Origin of the sequence: Acinetobacter pragensis, from assembly GCF_001605895.1 — a bacterium.
GTDB classification, from domain to species: Bacteria; Pseudomonadota; Gammaproteobacteria; order Pseudomonadales; family Moraxellaceae; genus Acinetobacter; species Acinetobacter pragensis.
This window is the reverse complement of the sequence record NZ_LUAW01000022.1, coordinates 60,067-77,887: the sequence shown is the minus strand read 5'-3', so window position 1 is coordinate 77,887 and position 17,821 is coordinate 60,067. Positions and strand designations below refer to the sequence as shown.

The 17,821-nt window shown below is 44.9% G+C and carries 30 protein-coding genes and 1 pseudogene; 1 reads left to right on the top strand and 30 read right to left on the bottom strand.

Annotation, left to right across the window (positions count from 1 at the left end; all coding sequences use genetic code 11):
* Window positions 1–198: 198 nt before the first annotated feature.
* The 30 genes and pseudogenes from AZH43_RS10315 to AZH43_RS10180 all read right to left on the bottom strand — a co-directional run bounded on the left by AZH43_RS10315 (window position 199) and on the right by AZH43_RS10180 (window position 16,447).
* Window positions 199–1,689, bottom strand: coding sequence for a flavin-containing monooxygenase (locus AZH43_RS10315; RefSeq protein ID WP_067669351.1), 1,491 nt, complete (start codon window positions 1,687–1,689; stop codon window positions 199–201).
* 199 nt (window positions 1,690–1,888) lie between these two features.
* Window positions 1,889–2,254 carry a 50S ribosomal protein L17 gene (rplQ, locus tag AZH43_RS10310; RefSeq protein WP_067669349.1) on the bottom strand — a complete coding sequence of 122 codons (366 nt, stop codon included), beginning with the start codon at window positions 2,252–2,254 and terminating at the stop codon, window positions 1,889–1,891.
* 18 nt (window positions 2,255–2,272) lie between these two features.
* A complete protein-coding gene (locus tag AZH43_RS10305) occupies window positions 2,273–3,280 on the bottom strand; it encodes a DNA-directed RNA polymerase subunit alpha (protein WP_067669347.1) in 1,008 nt (335 codons plus the stop codon).
* Between the two features lie 17 nt (window positions 3,281–3,297).
* On the bottom strand, window positions 3,298–3,924 hold the full coding sequence (gene rpsD / locus AZH43_RS10300) for a 30S ribosomal protein S4 (RefSeq protein ID WP_067669346.1): 627 nt from the start codon (window positions 3,922–3,924) through the stop codon (window positions 3,298–3,300).
* A gap of 12 nt (window positions 3,925–3,936) precedes the next feature.
* Window positions 3,937–4,323, bottom strand: a complete 387-nt coding sequence (rpsK, locus tag AZH43_RS10295; RefSeq protein WP_001040166.1) for a 30S ribosomal protein S11 — start codon at window positions 4,321–4,323, stop codon at window positions 3,937–3,939.
* Window positions 4,324–4,342: 19 nt separating this feature from the next.
* A complete protein-coding gene (gene rpsM, locus AZH43_RS10290; protein WP_004725722.1) occupies window positions 4,343–4,699 on the bottom strand; it encodes a 30S ribosomal protein S13 in 357 nt (118 codons plus the stop codon).
* 107 nt (window positions 4,700–4,806) lie between these two features.
* Window positions 4,807–4,923, bottom strand: a complete 117-nt coding sequence (gene rpmJ / locus AZH43_RS18130) for a 50S ribosomal protein L36 (RefSeq protein ID WP_000867907.1) — start codon at window positions 4,921–4,923, stop codon at window positions 4,807–4,809.
* A gap of 20 nt (window positions 4,924–4,943) precedes the next feature.
* On the bottom strand, window positions 4,944–6,263 hold the full coding sequence (gene secY / locus AZH43_RS10285; RefSeq protein WP_171254456.1) for a preprotein translocase subunit SecY: 1,320 nt from the start codon (window positions 6,261–6,263) through the stop codon (window positions 4,944–4,946).
* Window positions 6,264–6,307: 44 nt separating this feature from the next.
* A complete protein-coding gene (gene rplO / locus AZH43_RS10280) occupies window positions 6,308–6,748 on the bottom strand; it encodes a 50S ribosomal protein L15 (protein WP_081406805.1) in 441 nt (146 codons plus the stop codon).
* A 3-nt stretch (window positions 6,749–6,751) separates the two neighbouring features.
* The gene (gene rpmD, locus AZH43_RS18125; protein ID WP_081406804.1) at window positions 6,752–6,928 is read right to left on the bottom strand and encodes a 50S ribosomal protein L30; all 177 of its coding nucleotides are present in this window, start codon (window positions 6,926–6,928) and stop codon (window positions 6,752–6,754) included.
* Window positions 6,929–6,934: 6 nt separating this feature from the next.
* The gene (gene rpsE, locus AZH43_RS10275) at window positions 6,935–7,432 is read right to left on the bottom strand and encodes a 30S ribosomal protein S5 (RefSeq protein WP_005012962.1); all 498 of its coding nucleotides are present in this window, start codon (window positions 7,430–7,432) and stop codon (window positions 6,935–6,937) included.
* A 2-nt stretch (window positions 7,433–7,434) separates the two neighbouring features.
* Entirely contained in the window at window positions 7,435–7,785 is a 351-nt protein-coding gene (gene rplR, locus AZH43_RS10270) for a 50S ribosomal protein L18 (protein WP_067669342.1), read from the bottom strand.
* Window positions 7,786–7,799: 14 nt separating this feature from the next.
* Entirely contained in the window at window positions 7,800–8,333 is a 534-nt protein-coding gene (rplF, locus tag AZH43_RS10265) for a 50S ribosomal protein L6 (RefSeq protein ID WP_067669340.1), read from the bottom strand.
* Between the two features lie 13 nt (window positions 8,334–8,346).
* Entirely contained in the window at window positions 8,347–8,742 is a 396-nt protein-coding gene (rpsH, locus tag AZH43_RS10260; RefSeq protein WP_005012969.1) for a 30S ribosomal protein S8, read from the bottom strand.
* Between the two features lie 12 nt (window positions 8,743–8,754).
* Complete coding sequence (gene rpsN, locus AZH43_RS10255; protein WP_067669338.1) at window positions 8,755–9,060, bottom strand: 30S ribosomal protein S14; 306 nt, start codon at window positions 9,058–9,060, stop codon at window positions 8,755–8,757.
* Window positions 9,061–9,069: 9 nt separating this feature from the next.
* Window positions 9,070–9,606, bottom strand: coding sequence for a 50S ribosomal protein L5 (gene rplE / locus AZH43_RS10250; protein WP_067669336.1), 537 nt, complete (start codon window positions 9,604–9,606; stop codon window positions 9,070–9,072).
* A 16-nt stretch (window positions 9,607–9,622) separates the two neighbouring features.
* Entirely contained in the window at window positions 9,623–9,940 is a 318-nt protein-coding gene (rplX, locus tag AZH43_RS10245; RefSeq protein WP_067669334.1) for a 50S ribosomal protein L24, read from the bottom strand.
* Window positions 9,941–9,949: 9 nt separating this feature from the next.
* Complete coding sequence (gene rplN / locus AZH43_RS10240) at window positions 9,950–10,318, bottom strand: 50S ribosomal protein L14 (protein WP_004657680.1); 369 nt, start codon at window positions 10,316–10,318, stop codon at window positions 9,950–9,952.
* A gap of 89 nt (window positions 10,319–10,407) precedes the next feature.
* The gene (rpsQ, locus tag AZH43_RS10235) at window positions 10,408–10,665 is read right to left on the bottom strand and encodes a 30S ribosomal protein S17 (protein ID WP_067669332.1); all 258 of its coding nucleotides are present in this window, start codon (window positions 10,663–10,665) and stop codon (window positions 10,408–10,410) included.
* Entirely contained in the window at window positions 10,662–10,859 is a 198-nt protein-coding gene (gene rpmC, locus AZH43_RS10230; protein WP_005012982.1) for a 50S ribosomal protein L29, read from the bottom strand. The genes rpsQ and rpmC overlap by 4 nt, the downstream gene beginning before the upstream one ends.
* Entirely contained in the window at window positions 10,859–11,272 is a 414-nt protein-coding gene (gene rplP, locus AZH43_RS10225) for a 50S ribosomal protein L16 (protein ID WP_067669331.1), read from the bottom strand. The genes rpmC and rplP overlap by 1 nt, the downstream gene beginning before the upstream one ends.
* Window positions 11,212–12,028, bottom strand: a pseudogene (gene rpsC, locus AZH43_RS10220) (30S ribosomal protein S3). Before rpsC ends, rplP begins: the two are co-directional and overlap by 61 nt.
* 1 nt (window position 12,029) lies before the next feature.
* Window positions 12,030–12,359, bottom strand: a complete 330-nt coding sequence (gene rplV, locus AZH43_RS10215; RefSeq protein WP_067669327.1) for a 50S ribosomal protein L22 — start codon at window positions 12,357–12,359, stop codon at window positions 12,030–12,032.
* A 9-nt stretch (window positions 12,360–12,368) separates the two neighbouring features.
* Window positions 12,369–12,644 carry a 30S ribosomal protein S19 gene (gene rpsS, locus AZH43_RS10210; RefSeq protein WP_004281508.1) on the bottom strand — a complete coding sequence of 92 codons (276 nt, stop codon included), beginning with the start codon at window positions 12,642–12,644 and terminating at the stop codon, window positions 12,369–12,371.
* 19 nt (window positions 12,645–12,663) lie between these two features.
* Window positions 12,664–13,488, bottom strand: coding sequence for a 50S ribosomal protein L2 (gene rplB, locus AZH43_RS10205; RefSeq protein WP_067669325.1), 825 nt, complete (start codon window positions 13,486–13,488; stop codon window positions 12,664–12,666).
* Between the two features lie 11 nt (window positions 13,489–13,499).
* Window positions 13,500–13,820: a 50S ribosomal protein L23 gene (gene rplW, locus AZH43_RS10200; RefSeq protein ID WP_067669324.1), complete on the bottom strand. Its 321-nt coding sequence runs from the start codon at window positions 13,818–13,820 to the stop codon at window positions 13,500–13,502.
* A complete protein-coding gene (gene rplD, locus AZH43_RS10195) occupies window positions 13,817–14,419 on the bottom strand; it encodes a 50S ribosomal protein L4 (protein WP_067669322.1) in 603 nt (200 codons plus the stop codon). Before rplD ends, rplW begins: the two co-directional genes overlap by 4 nt.
* 11 nt (window positions 14,420–14,430) lie before the next feature.
* The gene (gene rplC / locus AZH43_RS10190; protein WP_067669320.1) at window positions 14,431–15,069 is read right to left on the bottom strand and encodes a 50S ribosomal protein L3; all 639 of its coding nucleotides are present in this window, start codon (window positions 15,067–15,069) and stop codon (window positions 14,431–14,433) included.
* A gap of 59 nt (window positions 15,070–15,128) precedes the next feature.
* On the bottom strand, window positions 15,129–15,440 hold the full coding sequence (gene rpsJ / locus AZH43_RS10185; protein ID WP_004725677.1) for a 30S ribosomal protein S10: 312 nt from the start codon (window positions 15,438–15,440) through the stop codon (window positions 15,129–15,131).
* A gap of 269 nt (window positions 15,441–15,709) precedes the next feature.
* The gene (locus AZH43_RS10180; protein WP_067669318.1) at window positions 15,710–16,447 is read right to left on the bottom strand and encodes a type 1 glutamine amidotransferase; all 738 of its coding nucleotides are present in this window, start codon (window positions 16,445–16,447) and stop codon (window positions 15,710–15,712) included.
* A 159-nt stretch (window positions 16,448–16,606) separates the two neighbouring features.
* On the opposite strand from AZH43_RS10180, the gene AZH43_RS10175 reads away from it, so the two are divergent.
* The gene (locus AZH43_RS10175; RefSeq protein ID WP_067669316.1) at window positions 16,607–17,809 is read left to right on the top strand and encodes a PLP-dependent transferase; all 1,203 of its coding nucleotides are present in this window, start codon (window positions 16,607–16,609) and stop codon (window positions 17,807–17,809) included.
* Window positions 17,810–17,821: the final 12 nt, after the last annotated feature.

The window sequence follows — 17,821 nt, the reverse complement described above, 5'->3', positions numbered from 1 at the left end:
CTGGTATTTGCCGATACGGCCTATTGGATTCCACTGATCAAAACCCCATTATGCTCAGACATTCATAGTATATGAATCAATATGCCATGCCGTTTCCCTAACGCTTGAAAAAATATGCCAATAGGCAATTTTCAGCATTCTGACGCCTGCAGAAAACAAAAAAAGGAAGCCGAAGCTTCCTCTAGGACTAAACACGCATTAAGACACTAAGCGCGGCTTAGCAGCCAATTCGTCTGACTTCTTTTTGAATTTAAGAATACTGTCTTCAAAGCTGGCATTTTTAAGCGCCTTCCGGTCAGCTAAATAATTATTAGTCACATGCCAAGGACCGCTTTTACCTTGCTTCGGCATGACATCCGCAGCGCGGGCAATATAGCCTGAACTCAGGCTTCCCATCACAGTATCCTGCTCAATCTGGGTAGCATCCCCTTCCGCAATCACCTGATCATAGCCCTGCGCATCCATGTGATTCAGCAGGCGGCAAATATACTCAGATGCAATATCAACTTTCAGCGTCCATGACGCATTAATATAGCCAATAATCATCGCCATATTCGGCACATCACTGACCAGAATACCTTGGTACAGCATATGCTGAGATGTATTCAGCGGCTTGCCATCAATGGTTGCCTTGATTCCGCCCAAAATCTGAATATTCAAACCTGTTGCAGAGACAATAATGTCAGCCTCCAAATGCTTGCCCGATTTCAATTGAATGCCTGTTTCGGTAAAACACTGAATTTGATCTGTTTCTACGCTGGCGCGCCCTTCACGCAGGATTTTAAATAAATCACCATCAGGAACCACACACAAGCGCTGATCCCAAGGATTATAGCTTGGGGTAAAGTGCTTCATATCCACCTTGCCCTTCAGCTGCATTTTGATGGACTGCAATAAAAACTTTCTCAGCAGTTTAGGCTGTTTCTGCGCAACGGCATAAATCGCGCGCTGTACCCCAATATTCCGAGCACGGGTCAATTTATATGCAAGATCTTCAGGCAGGACTTTACGCATTTTGTCATACACTAAATCTACGGAAGGAATTGATGCAATGTACGCTGGCGAACGCTGCAGCATGGTAACGTGAGCGGCACCGCCTTTCGCCATTGCCGGCACTAATGTAATTGCTGTCGCCCCGCTGCCGATGATCAGGACTTTTTTGCCGCGGTAATCCAAATTTTCAGGCCAATGCTGCGGATGAATGAATTGCCCTTTAAACTGCGCCTGTTCGGGAAATTCAGGCTGGAACCCTTGATCATAATTATAATAGCCGGTACAGCCCAGCACAAAATTCGCAGTCCACGTTTCAGTCTGCTGCTTGCTGTTCTCAATAACGACCTGCCATTTGCGCGAACTGGAATCATAATTTGCGGACAGAACACGGTGCTGAAAATGAATTTTTGGTTTAATGCGATACTCATCTACAACTTCGGCCAAATAGCCCTTAATTGAAGAGCCATCAGCTAAAACACTGGCTTTTTTCCATGGCTTGAAATTAAAGCCAAAAGTTGACATATCCGAATCTGAACGGATGCCCGGATATTTAAACAAATCCCAAGTGCCGCCAAAACTTTCCCGGCGTTCAATAATTTCAAATGAACGCTGCGGGCAATGCTTAGATAAATGCGCGGCAATACCGATGCCTGAAATGCCAGCGCCGACAATGAGAATATCAACATTTTTTTCCATTTTGTTCTTTTAACCTGTATCAGCTTTATCATTTTATTAAAGCATAAATTTGACAATACACAATGTCAAGTTTGTATTAAAGCGGACTTTTCCTTGTCATCTTGGGACAGAATATAAAATTGTCCAACAATCAGGCATAAAAAAAGGCTGGTTTTTCAACCAGCCTTTTTAGAACAACAAACGTTATTCTTGAGCGAAATTAGTTAACTTCGCGATCTACAAGTTCAACGTAAGCCATCGGCGCAGCATCACCTGCACGGAAGCCCGCTTTAAGAACACGTAGATAACCGCCGTTACGTTCTTTGTAACGAGGGCCAAGAACGGTAAACAATTTACCAACAGTTGCTGCTGAACGAGTACGAGCAAACGCTAAACGGCGGTTTGCTACTGTATCGTTTTTAGCTAAAGTGATTAAAGGCTCAGCAACGCGGCGAAGTTCTTTCGCTTTAGGCAAAGTCGTTTTAATTAACTCATGCTCTACTAAAGCATTTGTTAAGTTTTGAAACAACGCCTTACGGTGGCTGCTTGTACGGCCTAATTTCACACCACTATTACGATGACGCATGGTGATAGTCCTACTTAATTAACGGCTGCGATAGGCAAAGCGGTCGTCCATGCGCAAACTGGCTGGTGGCCAATTTTCTAAGCGCATGCCAAGCTGCAAGCCTTTCGAAGCTAGAACATCTTTAATCTCAGTCAACGATTTTTTACCTAAGTTAGGAGTTTTTAACAACTCAACTTCAGTACGCTGAACAAGATCGCCAATGTAGTAAATATTTTCTGCTTTCAAACAGTTAGCAGAACGAACAGTAAGCTCTAGATCATCTACTGGACGAAGCAAGATTGGATCAACTTCTTCACGAGGCTCTTGAGCAACTGGTGCCTGGTCTTTCTGAAGGTCAACGAAAATCGCAATTTGCTGCTGCAAAATAGTCGCAGCTTTGCGGATCGCTTCTTCCGGATCAACAGTACCATTTGTTTCAAGATCAATGACCAATTTGTCAAGGTCAGTACGCTGTTCAACACGAGCATTTTCAACTGTGTACGAAACGCGTTTGATTGGGCTGTAAGACGCATCTAATTGCAAGCGGCCCACTGGGCGAGTTTCGCCTTCTGGGAAGCGTGAATCAGAAGTCTCATAGCCGCGTCCTTGAGCAACTTTCAGGCGCATCTTAATGTTGCCTGAAGCACTTAACGTGCCGATCACATGTTCAGGGTTAACCACTTCAACATTATGCGGTAAACGAAGGTCGGCAGCAGTTACGTCGCCAGGACCTTGTTTTTCCAATGTCAAATAAGCTTCATTTTGATCGAACAGCTTAATAGACAATCCTTTCAGGTTCAGCAAGAGCTCGACGATGTCCTGCTGCAAGCCTTCCAAAGTACTGTACTCGTGCTCGACACCTTCAATTTCAACTTCCACCACAGCAGCGCCAGGTAAAGAAGAAAGTAGGATGCGACGTAAAGCATTGCCCAGAGTATGACCAAAGCCACGCTCTAAGGGTTCTAGAATAACTTTTGCCGAGGTCCCGCTTGCCGCTTCGACTTTAATCGCTTGCGGTGTTAGAAACTCATTTGCAGTACGCGTCATTATTGCTACCTCAAGGATTATTTAGAATACAATTCTACAATCAAGCTTTCGTTGATTTCAGCAGGTAAATCAGAACGATCTGGTGCAGCTTTAAATGTACCTTCCAATTTAGAATGGTCAATTTCCATCCAAGAAGGAATACCACGTTGAGCCGCTAATTCAACTGCGTTTTTGATACGCAATTGTTGCTTAGCGCCTTCGTGAACTGCAATCACGTCACCCGCTTTAACTTGGATCGACGCGATGTTAACGCGGCGGCCATTTAAAGTGATTGAACGGTGAGATACAAGCTGACGAGCTTCTGCACGTGTAGAACCAAAACCCATGCGATAAACAACGTTATCGAGGCGGCTTTCAAGCAATTTCAACAAGTTTTCACCTGTTGCGCCTTTAACACGAGCAGCTTCTTTATAGTAGTTACTAAATTGACGCTCTAAAACACCGTACATGCGACGTACTTTTTGTTTTTCACGTAATTGTAGTGAGTACTCAGATTGTTTGCTACCACGAGCTCCACCGTGTTGGCCAGGAGCTTTCGCATGTTTTTTAGTCTTAACGTCAAATGGTTTAACGCCAGATTTTAATTGCAGGTCTGTCCCTTCGCGGCGAGAGAGTTTGCATTTTGGACCAATATAACGAGCCATGAATGTTTCTCCTTACACGCGACGTTTTTTAGGTGGACGGCAACCGTTGTGCGGGATTGGCGTCACATCGGTAATGCTGTTAATTTTATAACCCACTGCACCTAAAGCACGTACCGCAGACTCACGACCAGGACCAGGACCTTTTACAAGGACGTCCAAGTTTTTCAAACCGTAATCTAAAGCAGCTTTACCAGCAACTTCAGCAGCTACCTGAGCAGCGAACGGAGTTGATTTACGTGATCCACGGAAGCCTTGTCCACCAGAGGTAGCCCAAGCCAGTGCATTACCTTGACGATCGGTAATAGTCACAATGGTGTTATTAAAAGAAGCGTGAATGTGTGCAACACCTTCAGAGACGGTACGGGTGACCTTCTTGCGTGTGCGAGTATCTTTAGCCATCTTTTAGCTTCCAGAAATCTTATTTCTTAATTGGTTTGCGCGGACCTTTACGGGTACGTGCGTTAGTTTTGGTGCGTTGACCGCGGACAGGCAAGCTGCGACGATGACGAAGACCGCGGTAGCAGCCTAAATCCATTAAACGTTTAATGTTCATGGAAATTTCGCGACGCAAGTCACCTTCGGTCGGAACCTTAGCAACTTCTGCACGAATCGCATCAAGCTGAGCGTCGTCTAATTCACGAATCTTAGTAGTAGTAGTGATGCCTGCAGCAGCTAAGATGTTCTTAGCAGTGTGGCGGCCAATACCAAAGATATACGTGAGAGAGATAACAGCATGCTTGTTATCCGGAATGTTTACACCGGCAATACGAGCCATTCAATTTTCTCCAAAAAGGCAGTTAAGACAATCAACCGCCCCACAAAAATCTTGAGGGGCGGATAATAACCTAATTAGCCTACTGAAATCAACAGGTCTTGATCAGATTAACCTTGACGCTGCTTATGACGAGGTTCTGCGCTGCAAATTACGCGAATAACCCCATTACGACGGATAACTTTACAGCTACCACAAATTTTCTTTACAGAAGCTTGTACTTTCATGATGAAACCTCTAAGTGCGCTTATCCCTTAGGATGAGCAGTCGTTTTTCTCATTAACGATTGATTGTCATATTGATGCGAGGTCAAATGGGCTTGAAGCTGCGCCATAAAGTCCATAACCACCACCACTACGATCAGTAAAGATGTACCGCCCAAGCTGAATGGAATCCCAAAAGAGCTTTGCAGAATCATCGGCATTAAGCAGATGACTGTGATGTAAATCGCGCCAATAAACGTCAAACGGTTGAGAATATGATCTAAGTAACGAGCAGTTTGCTCTCCTGGACGGATACCCGGCACATACGCTCCGCTGCGTTTAAGGTTTTCTGAAACTTCTTTCGGGCTGAATACCAGCGCAGTATAGAAATAACAGAAAAAGATAATTAACGCACCAAAGAGCACCAGATACAACGGTTGTCCAGGCGATAAAACGAGCGCCAAATCTTGCAGGCTGCGTTTAATTAACCCAGCACTTGGATCAGCACTGCCGACCCACTGGCCTAAGCTCGCAGGGAACAGAAGCAATGAGCTGGCAAAAATTGCCGGAAYCACACCCGCCATATTAATTTTCAATGGCAAATGTGACTGCTGTGCTGAAAATACGCGTCGACCTTGCTGTTTTTGCGCATAGTTTACCGGAATGCGACGCTGCGCTTTCTCGATAAATACAATGGCAGCCAAAACGGCAAGCGACAATAAGCCAAAAATAGCCAGCCCAATTAAGCTGGTTTGACCATTGTCTGTAGATGATAAAGACCGCAGAACCAAGTTCGGCAGACCCGCAACAATACCGGCGAAGATGATCATGGAAATACCATTGCCCACCCCGCGCTCAGTAATTTGCTCACCCAGCCACATCAGGAACATTGTGCCTGCAACCAGTGACGTTACTGCCGGAACGTAAAAAGCCAAACCAGAATTCAGAGTAATCCCCTGACTGATTAAGCCTGCACACATACCGACAGCCTGCACTAATGCAAGAAACAAAGTACCTTGACGCGTATACTGATTAATCTTGCGCTTGCCCTGCTCACCTTCTTTTTTCAAAGCTTCAAGTGACGGAACCACCGTAGACATCAGCTGTACAATAATAGACGCTGAAATATACGGCATGATCCCAAGAGCAAGAATTGACATGCGCTCTAACGCACCGCCGGAAAACATGTTAAACAAACCAAGAATAGTTCCTTGGTTTGCATTAAACAGATTCTCTAGCGCAGCATTATTAATGCCCGGTACTGGAATATGCGCTCCTAGCCGAAAAACCAGCAAAGCACCAATGAGAAACATCATTCGGCGTATAATTTCACGGTATTTCACATGAAATGGCTGACCTTTCATCATATTTACATGACCTGAAGAACTAGGAGTCATAGACACTGGGATTACTCCTCGACTTTACCGCCAGCAGCTTCAACAGCAGCTTTAGCGCCTTTAGTCAATGCAACACCTTGAACAGTGAAAGCACGGGTAATTTCACCAGAAAGTACGATACGTGCACGAAGCATATCTTTACGTACAACGTTAGCAGCTTTTAAAGTTTCTAGTGAAACAATATCACCTTCAACTTTAGCAAGTTCTGACAAACGTACTTCAGCAGTTTTCAAAGCCAATTGGCTAGTGAAACCGAATTTAGGCAAACGGCGATATAGCGCAGTTTGACCGCCTTCGAAACCAGGACGTGTACCACCGCTCTTACGTGAGTTTTGACCTTTGACACCGCGGCCGCCAGTCTTACCAACGCCAGAACCGATACCACGGCCTAAACGAAGGTTGTCACGCTTAGCGCCTTCTGCAGGCGCAATTGTATTTAAACGCAGAGTCATGGCTTATTCCTCTACACTAACCATATAGTAGACTTGGTTGATCATACCGCGGTTAGAAGGTGTATCTAGAACTTCTACAGTATGACCAATACGACGCAGACCTAAACCTTTAAGGCTAAGCTTGTGATTTTTCAAGCGGTGCGATGAAGATTTAGTCTGGGTAACTTTAATCGTTTTCATGATTGATTACCCTTGAATTTGTTCTACTGAAAGACCGCGTTTAGCAGCTACTTTCTCTGGAGAAGTCATATCGCGCAGACCGTTAAAAGTCGCGTTTACAACGTTCGCAGCGTTTGTAGAACCATAACATTTTGTCAACACGTTACGCACGCCAACAGCTTCTAAAACTGCACGCATAGCGCCGCCAGCGATTACACCAGTACCTTCAGAAGCAGGCTGCATGTAAACACGGCTAGCACCGTGACGGGCATTGATAGGATGCTGAACAGTACCGTCAACAAGATCAACAGTAATCATGTTGCGACGTGCAGCTTCAAGCGCTTTAGAAATAGCAGCTGGAACTTCACGCGCTTTACCGCGACCAAAACCTACACGGCCATTACCATCACCCACAACAGTTAATGCTGTGAAAGAGAAAATACGACCGCCCTTAACAACTTTGGCTACACGATCAACGGCAACCAGCTTCTCAACGAGACCTTCGTTTTGTTCAACTTTAGCCATGATTAGAACTCCAAGCCGTTTTCACGAGCAGCATCAGCCAAGGCTTTGATACGACCATGATATTTAAAACCAGAACGGTCAAATGCAACTTTAGTTACACCAGCTGCTTTAGCGCGTTCTGCGATTAAAGCACCTACTTGCTTAGCTGCTTCAACGTTACCAGTTGTACCAGCGCGTAAAGTAGCATCTAAAGTAGAAGCTTGCGCTAATACTTTGCCACCATCGGCTGAAATAACTTGAGCATAGATGTGACGCGGAGTGCGGTTTACACACAAACGAGTCGCACCCAATGCACGGATGTGCAAGCGTGTGCTTTTCGCACGACGCAAACGGGTTTGTTTCTTTTCGTTCATAAGAACCTCGCGCCTTATTTCTTCTTAGCTTCTTTACGAAGAACAACTTCGTCAGAATAACGAACACCTTTACCTTTATAAGGCTCTGGCGGACGGTAACCACGGATCTCAGCTGCAACTTGACCAAGCAATTGCTTGTTTGCTGACTTAAGTACAACTTCAGTCGCAGTCGGAGTTTCAGCAGTTACACCTTCAGGAAGGTTATAGTCGATTGGGTGAGAGAAACCAAGGTTAAGGTTAACAATGTTACCTTTAACCGCAGCTTTATAACCAACACCAATCAGTTGCAACTTACGTTCGAAGCCTTCGTTAACACCTTTTACAAGGTTGTTTAACACAGCGCGAGCAGTACCAGCTTGCATCCAAGAATCTTTAGATTCTTTAACAGGAGCAATTTGAAGTTTACCTTCTTCCTGTTTTAGCTCGACCAGCGCATGCAGGTTGAAAGACAAAGTACCTTTACTGCCTTTCACTTCGACCTGCCGGCCGTTCTGAGTAACTGTCACACCGTTAGGTACAGTTACTGGGGCTTTAGCCACACGAGACATGAGGAATCACCTATTAAGAAACAAAAGCAATAACTTCACCACCGATACCTGCAGCACGTGCAGCGCGATCAGTCATGATGCCTTTGCTTGTAGAAACAATTGCAATACCTAAACCTTGCTTAACGCTAGGAAGTGCATCTTTACCGCGGTATTGGCGAAGGCCTGGACGGCTAACGCGCTTAACGGTATCAATTACTGGTTTGCCTTCGAAATATTTTAAAGTAATAGTCAAAGTAGCCTTGCCTTCATTATCAGCAACTTCTACGTTTGAAATATAACCTTCTTGTTGAAGCACGTTCGCAATCGCAACTTTCAACTTAGAATTCGGCATAGAAACAGTTTGTTTCTTAGCCATTTGTGCGTTACGAACACGTGTTAGCATGTCGGCAACGGTATCTTGCATACTCATTTATAGTGCTCCTTACCAGCTTGCCTTAACAACGCCCGGTACATCACCTTGCATTACTGTTTCACGCAGTTTGTTACGGCTTAAGCCGAACTTGCGGAAATAGCCATGAGGACGACCAGTTAAACCGCAACGGTTACGCAGACGTACTGGAGATGCATTACGTGGTAATGCTTGAAATTTCATCATCGCTTCGAAACGTTCTTCGTCTGATGCATTTACATTTGCAATAATTGCTTTTAATTCAGCACGTTTTGCAGCGTATTTAGCAACAGTCTTTTCGCGTTTCAATTCGCGATTAATCATACCTTTCTTAGCCATATCGACCTCTTATTTGAACGGGAAGCCGAATGCACGCATAAGCGCACGGCCTTCGTCATCGGTGCGAGCAGTCGTAGTAATGGTAATATCCATACCACGAATACGATCAATCTTATCAAAATCGATTTCAGGGAACATAATCTGTTCCTTAAGACCCATTGAATAGTTACCACGGCCATCAAATGATTTCGCAGAAAAACCGCGGAAGTCACGAATACGTGGAATCGCAATAGAGATCAAACGGTCTAAGAATTCGTACATACGTTCGCCGCGTAAAGTAACTTTACAGCCAATTGGCCAACCATCGCGGATTTTAAAACCAGCGATAGATTTGCGAGCTAATGTAAGAACTGGTTTTTGACCAGCAATCGCTTGCATATCAGCAAGAGCACCATCAAGGAGTTTTTTGTCAGCAGAAGCTGCGCCAACACCCATGTTGATCGTGATTTTAGTGATGCGAGGAATCTCCATCACATTTTTAACGCCTAATTGCTCTAGTAACTGAGCTTTCAGTTCGTCGTTGTAACGTGTTTTAAGTCTGGCCATCGCCTATTTCAACCTATTACTTCGCTACCGCCACTGATTCACCAGTAGATTTGTAAACGCGAGTTTTCACGCCTTCAGCTACTTGGTAACCAACACGGTCAGCCTTTTGGGTTGCAGCATTAAAAATTGCCACGTTTGAGATGTGAAGCGAAGCTTCTTGTGTAACTACAGCGCCTTCAGCACCTGTTGCACGGTTCGGCTTTTGATGCTTCTTAACCAAGTTAAGGCCTTCAACCATAACACGGTCATTAGAAACAGACAAAACTGTACCTTGTTTGCCTTTTTCTTTACCTGCGATCACAATTACTTGATCGCCTTTTTTAATCTTAGCCATGATTGCCTCTTATAGAACTTCAGGAGCCAGTGAAATAATTTTCATGAACTGTTCAGTACGAAGCTCACGAGTCACTGGTCCGAAAATACGAGTTGCAATCGGCGCTTTGTTGTTGTTCAAAATAACAGCCGCGTTATCATCAAAACGGATAACAGAGCCATCTGGACGGCGGATGCCGAATTTTGTACGTACAACAACAGCATTCATCACGTCACCTTTTTTAACACGTGCGCGAGGAATAGCTTCTTTTACAGTAACTTTAATAATGTCGCCAACAGAAGCATAACGACGATGTGAACCACCAAGTACTTTAATACATTGTACGCGGCGAGCCCCACTGTTGTCTGCTACGTCGAGCATACTTTCGGTTTGAATCATTGCCCTACTCCAAAACCGAGCATCACCGGTCGCAATTTCGAAAGGCTCAAAGAGTACTCGAAATTGACCGATGATGCAAGAACGTTTAATTACTCAGCAGCTGCTTCAACAACTTCAACCAAAGTCCAAGACTTAGTTTTAGAAATTGGGCGGCTTTCTTTGATAGTCACAACATCGCCAGTTTTAGCTGTGTTGTTCTCATCATGAGCGTGTAATTTAGTTGAACGGCGGATTGATTTGCCATACAACGGGTGTTGAACGCGGCGTTCAATAAGAACAACAATAGACTTGTCCATTTTGTCGCTTACTACTTTGCCGGTTAACGTGCGGACTGTATTTTCACTCATTGTCCGTTCCCCTGTTTTTCGGTAAGGAGGGTCTTAATACGAGCAATTGTCTTACGAGTAAGCGCAACTTCGTGCGATTTACCCAATTGACCAGTTGCTTTAGCCATACGAAGACGGAATTGGTTTAGCTGTTGCTCATCAAGCAAAGCTGTCAACTCTTCTACCGACTTTTCACGTAGATCATTAGTTTTCATTACATTACCGTCCGAGTCACGATAGTGGTTTTAAACGGAAGTTTAGCAGCTGCAAGCGTAAACGCTTCGCGAGCCAATTCTTCGTTAACACCATCAATTTCGTACAAGACTTTACCTGGTTTGATTTGGCAAACCCAGTATTCCACAGAACCTTTACCTTTACCCATACGAACTTCTAATGGTTTTTCAGTAATTGGCTTGTCAGGGAAAACACGGATAAAGATCTTACCACCACGTTTAATACGACGGCTGATTGTACGACGCGCTGCTTCAATTTGACGCGCAGTCATTTGACCACGTTCAATTGATTTAAGTGCAATAGTACCAAAAGATACTGTGCTACCGCGATGTGCTAGACCAGTGTTACGGCCTTTTTGCACTTTACGGAATTTAGTACGTTTAGGTTGCAACATGGATTATTCTCCTTTTTCAGCAGAACGATCATTGCGACGACCACGACGCTCTTGACCTTCACCACGACCGCGACCGCGCTTAGCTGGACGTTCTTCAGCAGGAGCAGGGTTCATGACTTGTTTCATGCCACCTAGGATCTCGCCGCGGAATACCCATACTTTAACGCCGATCGTACCGTAAGTAGTCTCAGCACGCACTGAAGAGTAATCAATGTCAGCACGAAGTGTATGCAAAGGCACACGGCCTTCACGATACCATTCTGTACGAGCAATCTCAGCACCGCCTAAACGACCTGAAACTTCTACTTTGATACCTTTAGCGCCAGCACGCATAGAGTTTTGAACCGCACGCTTCATAGCGCGGCGGAACATAACGCGTTTTTCTAATTGAGAAGCAATTGCTTCAGCAACTAAACGTGCATCTAAATCCGGGCGATCAATTTCGTTGATGCTTACTTGCGCAGGAACACCCATAATAGATGTCAATTCGCGTTGTAATTTCTCAATATCTTCGCCTTTTTTACCGATAACGATACCTGGACGAGCAGTGCTAATTGTAATTTTAGCAGCGCCTGTAGGACGTTCGATAAGAATATTGCTTACCATTGCGTTCTTAAGTTTTTTAAGCAAAAACTCACGAACTTGCAAATCTTTAAGCAAGTATTCAGCGTATTGTTTCGGATTCGCATACCAGTTAGCGTTATGACGTTTCACAACACCTAGGCGGATACCGATTGGATGAACCTTCTGACCCATATCAAACCCCTACCTTAACGGTGATGTGACAAGTACGTTTAGTGATACGATCTGCACGGCCTTTAGCACGTGGCATAATACGTTTAAGGCTAGTGCCTTCATCAACGTAAATCGCAGCAACTTTAAGGTCGTCTACATCTAAACTGTTATTATGTTCAGCGTTTGCAATTGCAGATTCCAAAGCTTTTTTAACTAAAACCGCAGCTTTTTTATTGCTGAAGGTTAAGATATTCAAAGCATGCGCAACAGATTTGCCGCGAATTAAATCCACAACCAAACGTGCTTTTTGTGCCGAGATAGCGGCACCGCGTAATTTAGCAGTAACTTCCATCATAGCACCTTAACGTTTAGATTTCTTGTCAACACCGTGACCACGATAGGTACGAGTTGGCGCGAATTCACCGAGTTTATGACCAACCATGTGTTCAGATACGATCACTGGAACATGGTTACGGCCATTATGGACAGAAATTGTTAAACCAACAAAATCCGGGAGGATCATCGAACGACGCGACCAAGTTTTGATCGGCTTACGGTTATTAGCCGCGATAGCCGCTTCAACCTTAGCGAACAAGTGCGCATCGACGAATGGGCCTTTTTTCAGAGAACGAGGCATTGTCAGATTCCTTTACTTGTTACTTAACGCGACGGTCGCGAATGATCATCTTAGTCGTACGCTTGTTGGTACGTGTTTTGTACCCTTTAGCTTTTTGACCCCATGGGCTTACAGGTTGAATACCTTTATTACGCCCTTCACCACCACCATGTGGATGGTCAACTGGGTTCATCGCCATACCACGTACGGTAGGACGAACGCCACGCCAGCGAGCTGCACCAGCTTTACCTAGTGAGCGAAGGTTGCTTTCTTGGTTAGAAACTTCACCAAGAACTGCACGGCATTCAACGTGAACTTTACGCATTTCGCCTGAACGCAGACGAATAATCGCGTAAGAACCGTCACGACCCAACAACTGAGCAGATGTACCAGCAGAACGTACTAATTGTGCGCCTTTGCCGATTTTAAGCTCGATGTTGTGAAGAGTAGAACCGATTGGCATGTTGCGAAGCGGCAAGCAGTTACCTGGACGAATTGGAGCATCGTTACCAGACTGAACTGAATCACCAGCGCGAAGGCCTTTAGGTGCAATGATATAACGACGTTCGCCGTCAGCATACAATACTAAAGCAATGTGTGCAGTACGGTTAGGATCGTATTCAATACGCTCAACTACAGCAGGGATGCCGTCTTTGTTACGTTTGAAGTCGACAAGACGGTAGTGTTGCTTATGACCACCACCAACGTGACGAGTCGTAATGTGACCGTTGTTGTTACGGCCGCCAGTACGTTTTTTAGCTTCAACCAACGGAGAGTACGGTGCGCCTTTGTGAAGGTGATCATGAACCACTTTCTCTACAAAGCGACGTCCTGGAGACGTTGGCTTACATTTTTGAATTGGCATAATTTTCGTCCTTATTCCGCTGTGTTGTCAGCGGTATCGCCCAAGTCAGCCATTTCAACATCTTGGCCAGCTTTCAGGGTGACGTATGCTTTTTTAACATCAGAACGACGTCCCAATGTTTTACCAAAGCGCTTAGTCTTACCTTTAGTGATCGTGGTGTTAACTTTAACAACCTGAACACCAAACAGCTGCTCAACTGCTTTTTTGATTTCAAGTTTGTTCGCATCAAGTGCAACTTTAAAAACTTGAACACCAGCAGTTTCACCTAAAACTTGTGCTTTTTCTGAGAATACAGGCCCTTGCAGGACTTGATAGATACGTTCGTTGTTCATCCGAGTTCTACCTCAATTTTCTTAGCAGCAGCTACAGACATAACAACTTTGTCAAACGCAATCAAGCTAACTGGATCGATTGCAGCAGCATCAACCACATCAACGTGTGGAATGTTGCGCGCAGCAAGATACAAGTTCTCATCAACAGCATCTGTAACGATTAATGCGCGAGTTGCATTCAAGTCGTTAAGTTTTGCAAGCAAATCTTTAGTTTTTGGAGCTGCAACAGCAAACTCTTCAACTAAAACAAGGCGGTCTTGACGAACAAGTTCAGCCAGGATGCATTGCATAGCACCGCGGTACATTTTACGGTTTACTTTTTGAGACCAGTCCTGTGGACGAGCAGCAAAAGTTTTACCGCCGCCAACCCAGATTGGGCTACGGATAGAACCGGCACGCGCGCGGCCAGTACCTTTTTGACGGAAAGGCTTTTTGCCGCCGCCAGATACGTCGCCACGAGACTTTTGAGCTTTAGAACCTTGACGGCCGCCAGCTAAATAAGCTGTAACAACCTGATGTACAAGAGCTTCGTTAAACTCACGCCCAAAAGCAACTTCAGACAATTCAACAGCAGAGCCGGAAACAGTATTTAAATTCACGTTATTTCCCCTCAGGCCTTGATCGTAGGACGAACAGTTACGTCGCCGCCAGTAGCACCAGGAATCGCACCTTTAACAACTAGAACTGAACGTTCTGCGTCGATAGATACAATTTCAAGACCTTGAACAGTTACACGCTCAGCACCTAAATGGCCAGCCATTTTTTTGCCTTTGAACACGCGGCCAGGAGTCTGGTTTTGACCAGTAGAACCTAGAACACGGTGTGAAAGCGAGTTACCGTGAGTAGCATCTTGAGTACGGAAGTTCCAGCGCTTAACGCCGCCTTGGAAACCCTTACCTTTAGACTGACCAGTTACGTCAACAATTTGACCGACTGTAAACAAGTCAACACCAATCGAAGCGCCAACTTCACGACCTTCAAGATCAGCTTCTGCAACGCGGAATTCTTGAACTAAACGGCCTGCAGCAACACCAGCTTTCGCAAAGTGGCCTTTTTGAGCGTTAGTTACGCGAGATTCGCGACGTTCACCAGTAGTGATTTGAATCGCTTGATAACCATCAGTTTCAAGCGTTTTGATTTGAGTGATGCGGTTAGGATCAACCTCAATCACTGTTACAGGCACAGAAACACCAGCATCTGTAAAGATACGTGTCATACCGCACTTGCGACCGACTAAACCAATAGCCATGTGCATAAACCTCTAAAAAAGCGGCTTAATTAACCTAGAGTGTTAATTAACCGAAAGCCTTAACCCAATGCGATCTGAACATCAACACCAGCTGCAAGATCCAACTTCATCAATGCATCAACAGTTTTATCTGTAGGTTGAACGATGTCGATCAAACGTTTGTAAGTGCGGATCTCATATTGGTCACGCGCATCTTTGTTAACGTGTGGTGATGTTAGAACGTTAAAACGTTCGATGCGTGTAGGCATCGGAATAGGACCGCAAACTTGCGCGCCAGTACGTTTTGCTGTTTCTACGATCTCTTGAGAAGATTGATCAATTAAACGGTGATCAAAAGACTTAAGACGGATACGAATTCTCTGGTTAGACATACCAGTTAACTCCAAGCCAAATATATAAAGAATCACCCTTGACGCATCTCACCCCACTAAAATTAAGGCAAGTGTCAAAGGCAGTGAAATATCACTAAGGTCACGATCGATGCCGCGACTGTCACGATGCTGACTGCTTTATTCGCAACCAACCCCCTTTCATTAAAGGGTCGCTCATTATAGCCATTGTTTATTGCATAAGCAAATGTCTTTTCCTGTTTTTCCTATATTTAAAAAATTTTACAGCAGATCAATTGCTTATATTTCAATCAATAAACCGTTTTTGCTAAAACATACTCAATTGCTTTATTTAATAACTGATTTCCTTGAATAAATTTATCTTTTGATGATTTTTTCAATTCAGTTCCGCTCTGCACGCTGCCGCCGTTAAACAGCGCCAGCTCCTCCTCATCTTCTAAAAATAGCGCCAAGGTTTCAGGGGTAATTTCCGGGTGAAATTGGAAGCCCAGCACATTTTTGCCAATTTGGTACATTTGATTGCGGCACACTTCATTTTCGGCCAGATGCACGGCGCCTTTCGGAATTTCGAAGGTTTCAGAATGCCACTGCATGACACTGAATTGTTCCGGCAGCTGGAAACATCCTTCTGGCACAAAATTAATTTTACGCACCGTTGTCCACCCCAGCTCTTGGGCTACATTTTTACTGACCGCAGCGCCAAGCGCATTGGCGATCAGCTGCCCCCCTAAACACAGGCCGACTGCCGGTTTGCCTAACGATAAATAACGCCTGATCCAACGTTTTTCAATTTTCAGCCAAGGATAGTTTGCCTCATCATTTACGCTCATGGTTCCTCCCATGATGATCAGCAAATCAACATCCTCCACATGCGGCAAAGCTTCTATATCAAGCGCCAAATCTACAGGCAATGCAAAAAATTCTGTGGCGGTAATTTGCGCGTTCATGTCTTTTAAATACGCATAGCAGCTTCCAAACCCTTCACCAGCAATATGCTGAAAATAATGTACTTTTAAATGCGGCTTCATGCACCCTACCTATTATTGCAGCGATATAGATACTTTTGCAAAAATGAAGCCAACTTTGCGCGGGTTCAACCATTTTTAACCTATTCAAACATTCGGTAGCGAAAATGAGGCCGATCTCTTAAGCTTGAGATGAATCCAACCCTATTTTAGAGCTGTGCTGTGAAAAAAAATCCTCAAACCGCCTTAATCCATGCACCAAGAAAAGCCCCGCAATACGTATCAACAGTACAGCCTCCCTTATTTCGTGCATCCACAATAATTTTTGACAGCACCGATGCCCTATTTAATCGCCATTGGACTGACCGCTACGATTACAGTTACGGCACCCATGGCACGCCGACCACCTTCACATTAGCGGATAATATTGCGCAGATTGAAGGCGGCGAATTCTGCCTGCTGGCGCCCAGCGGCCTCTCCGCGATTAATTTGGTCAATTCATGCTTTTTAGCGCAAGGCGATGAAGTTTGGGTCGCAGACAATATTTATGGTCCGAACATGGAACATCTGCGCAATTTGCAGCAGCGCTACGGCATTCAGGTCAAAGTCTACAATCCAATCGATGCCGCGACGTTTCAGCCTACCGATCAGGCCAAGCTGATCTGGCTGGAAGCCGCCGGTTCGGTGACTTTAGAGTTTCCGGATCTCATTCAGCTGGTGAAAAAAGCCCAAGCGCACAATATTTTAACAGCGCTGGACAATACCTGGGGTGCTGGGCTTGCCTTCAATGCCTTTGATTTTGGCGAAGCGCATTTAAGCGTAGATATCAGCGTTCACGCCTTAACTAAATACCCAAGCGGCGGCGGTGATATCTTAATGGGCTCGGTCGTGACCCGTGATGAAAAACTGCATCATCAGCTGTTCCGCATGCATGCCCTTCAAGGGATTTCCATCTCCGGCGATGATGCCGCGCAAATCCAGCGCAGTTTAGGGTCTATGCAGATCCGCTATGAACATCAATCACAAAGCGCAATGACGTTAATGCACTGGCTCAAGCAGCAGCCTGAGTTTGCACAGGTGCTGCATCCTGCAGTTGAGTCTTCCGCAGGTCATGCCCACTGGAAAGAAATCTGCACCACAAGTCAAAGCGCCGGGCTGATCAGCGTCATTTTCAAGCCGGAATACACTTTGCAGGACATCCGTAATTTCTGCGATGCATTGTCTTTATTTAAACTAGGATTCAGCTGGGGCGGCCCTGTCAGCTTAGTCATGCTGTACAACATAAAAGATATGCGCGCGCTGGAACATACACATTTACAACAAGGTTTATTGGTCCGTTTTTGCATAGGACTGGAACATCCGCAAGATTTAATTCAAGATATAGAAAATGCGTTAAAACAATTGAAAACACTGCACATCGAATAATTTTAAATAGGA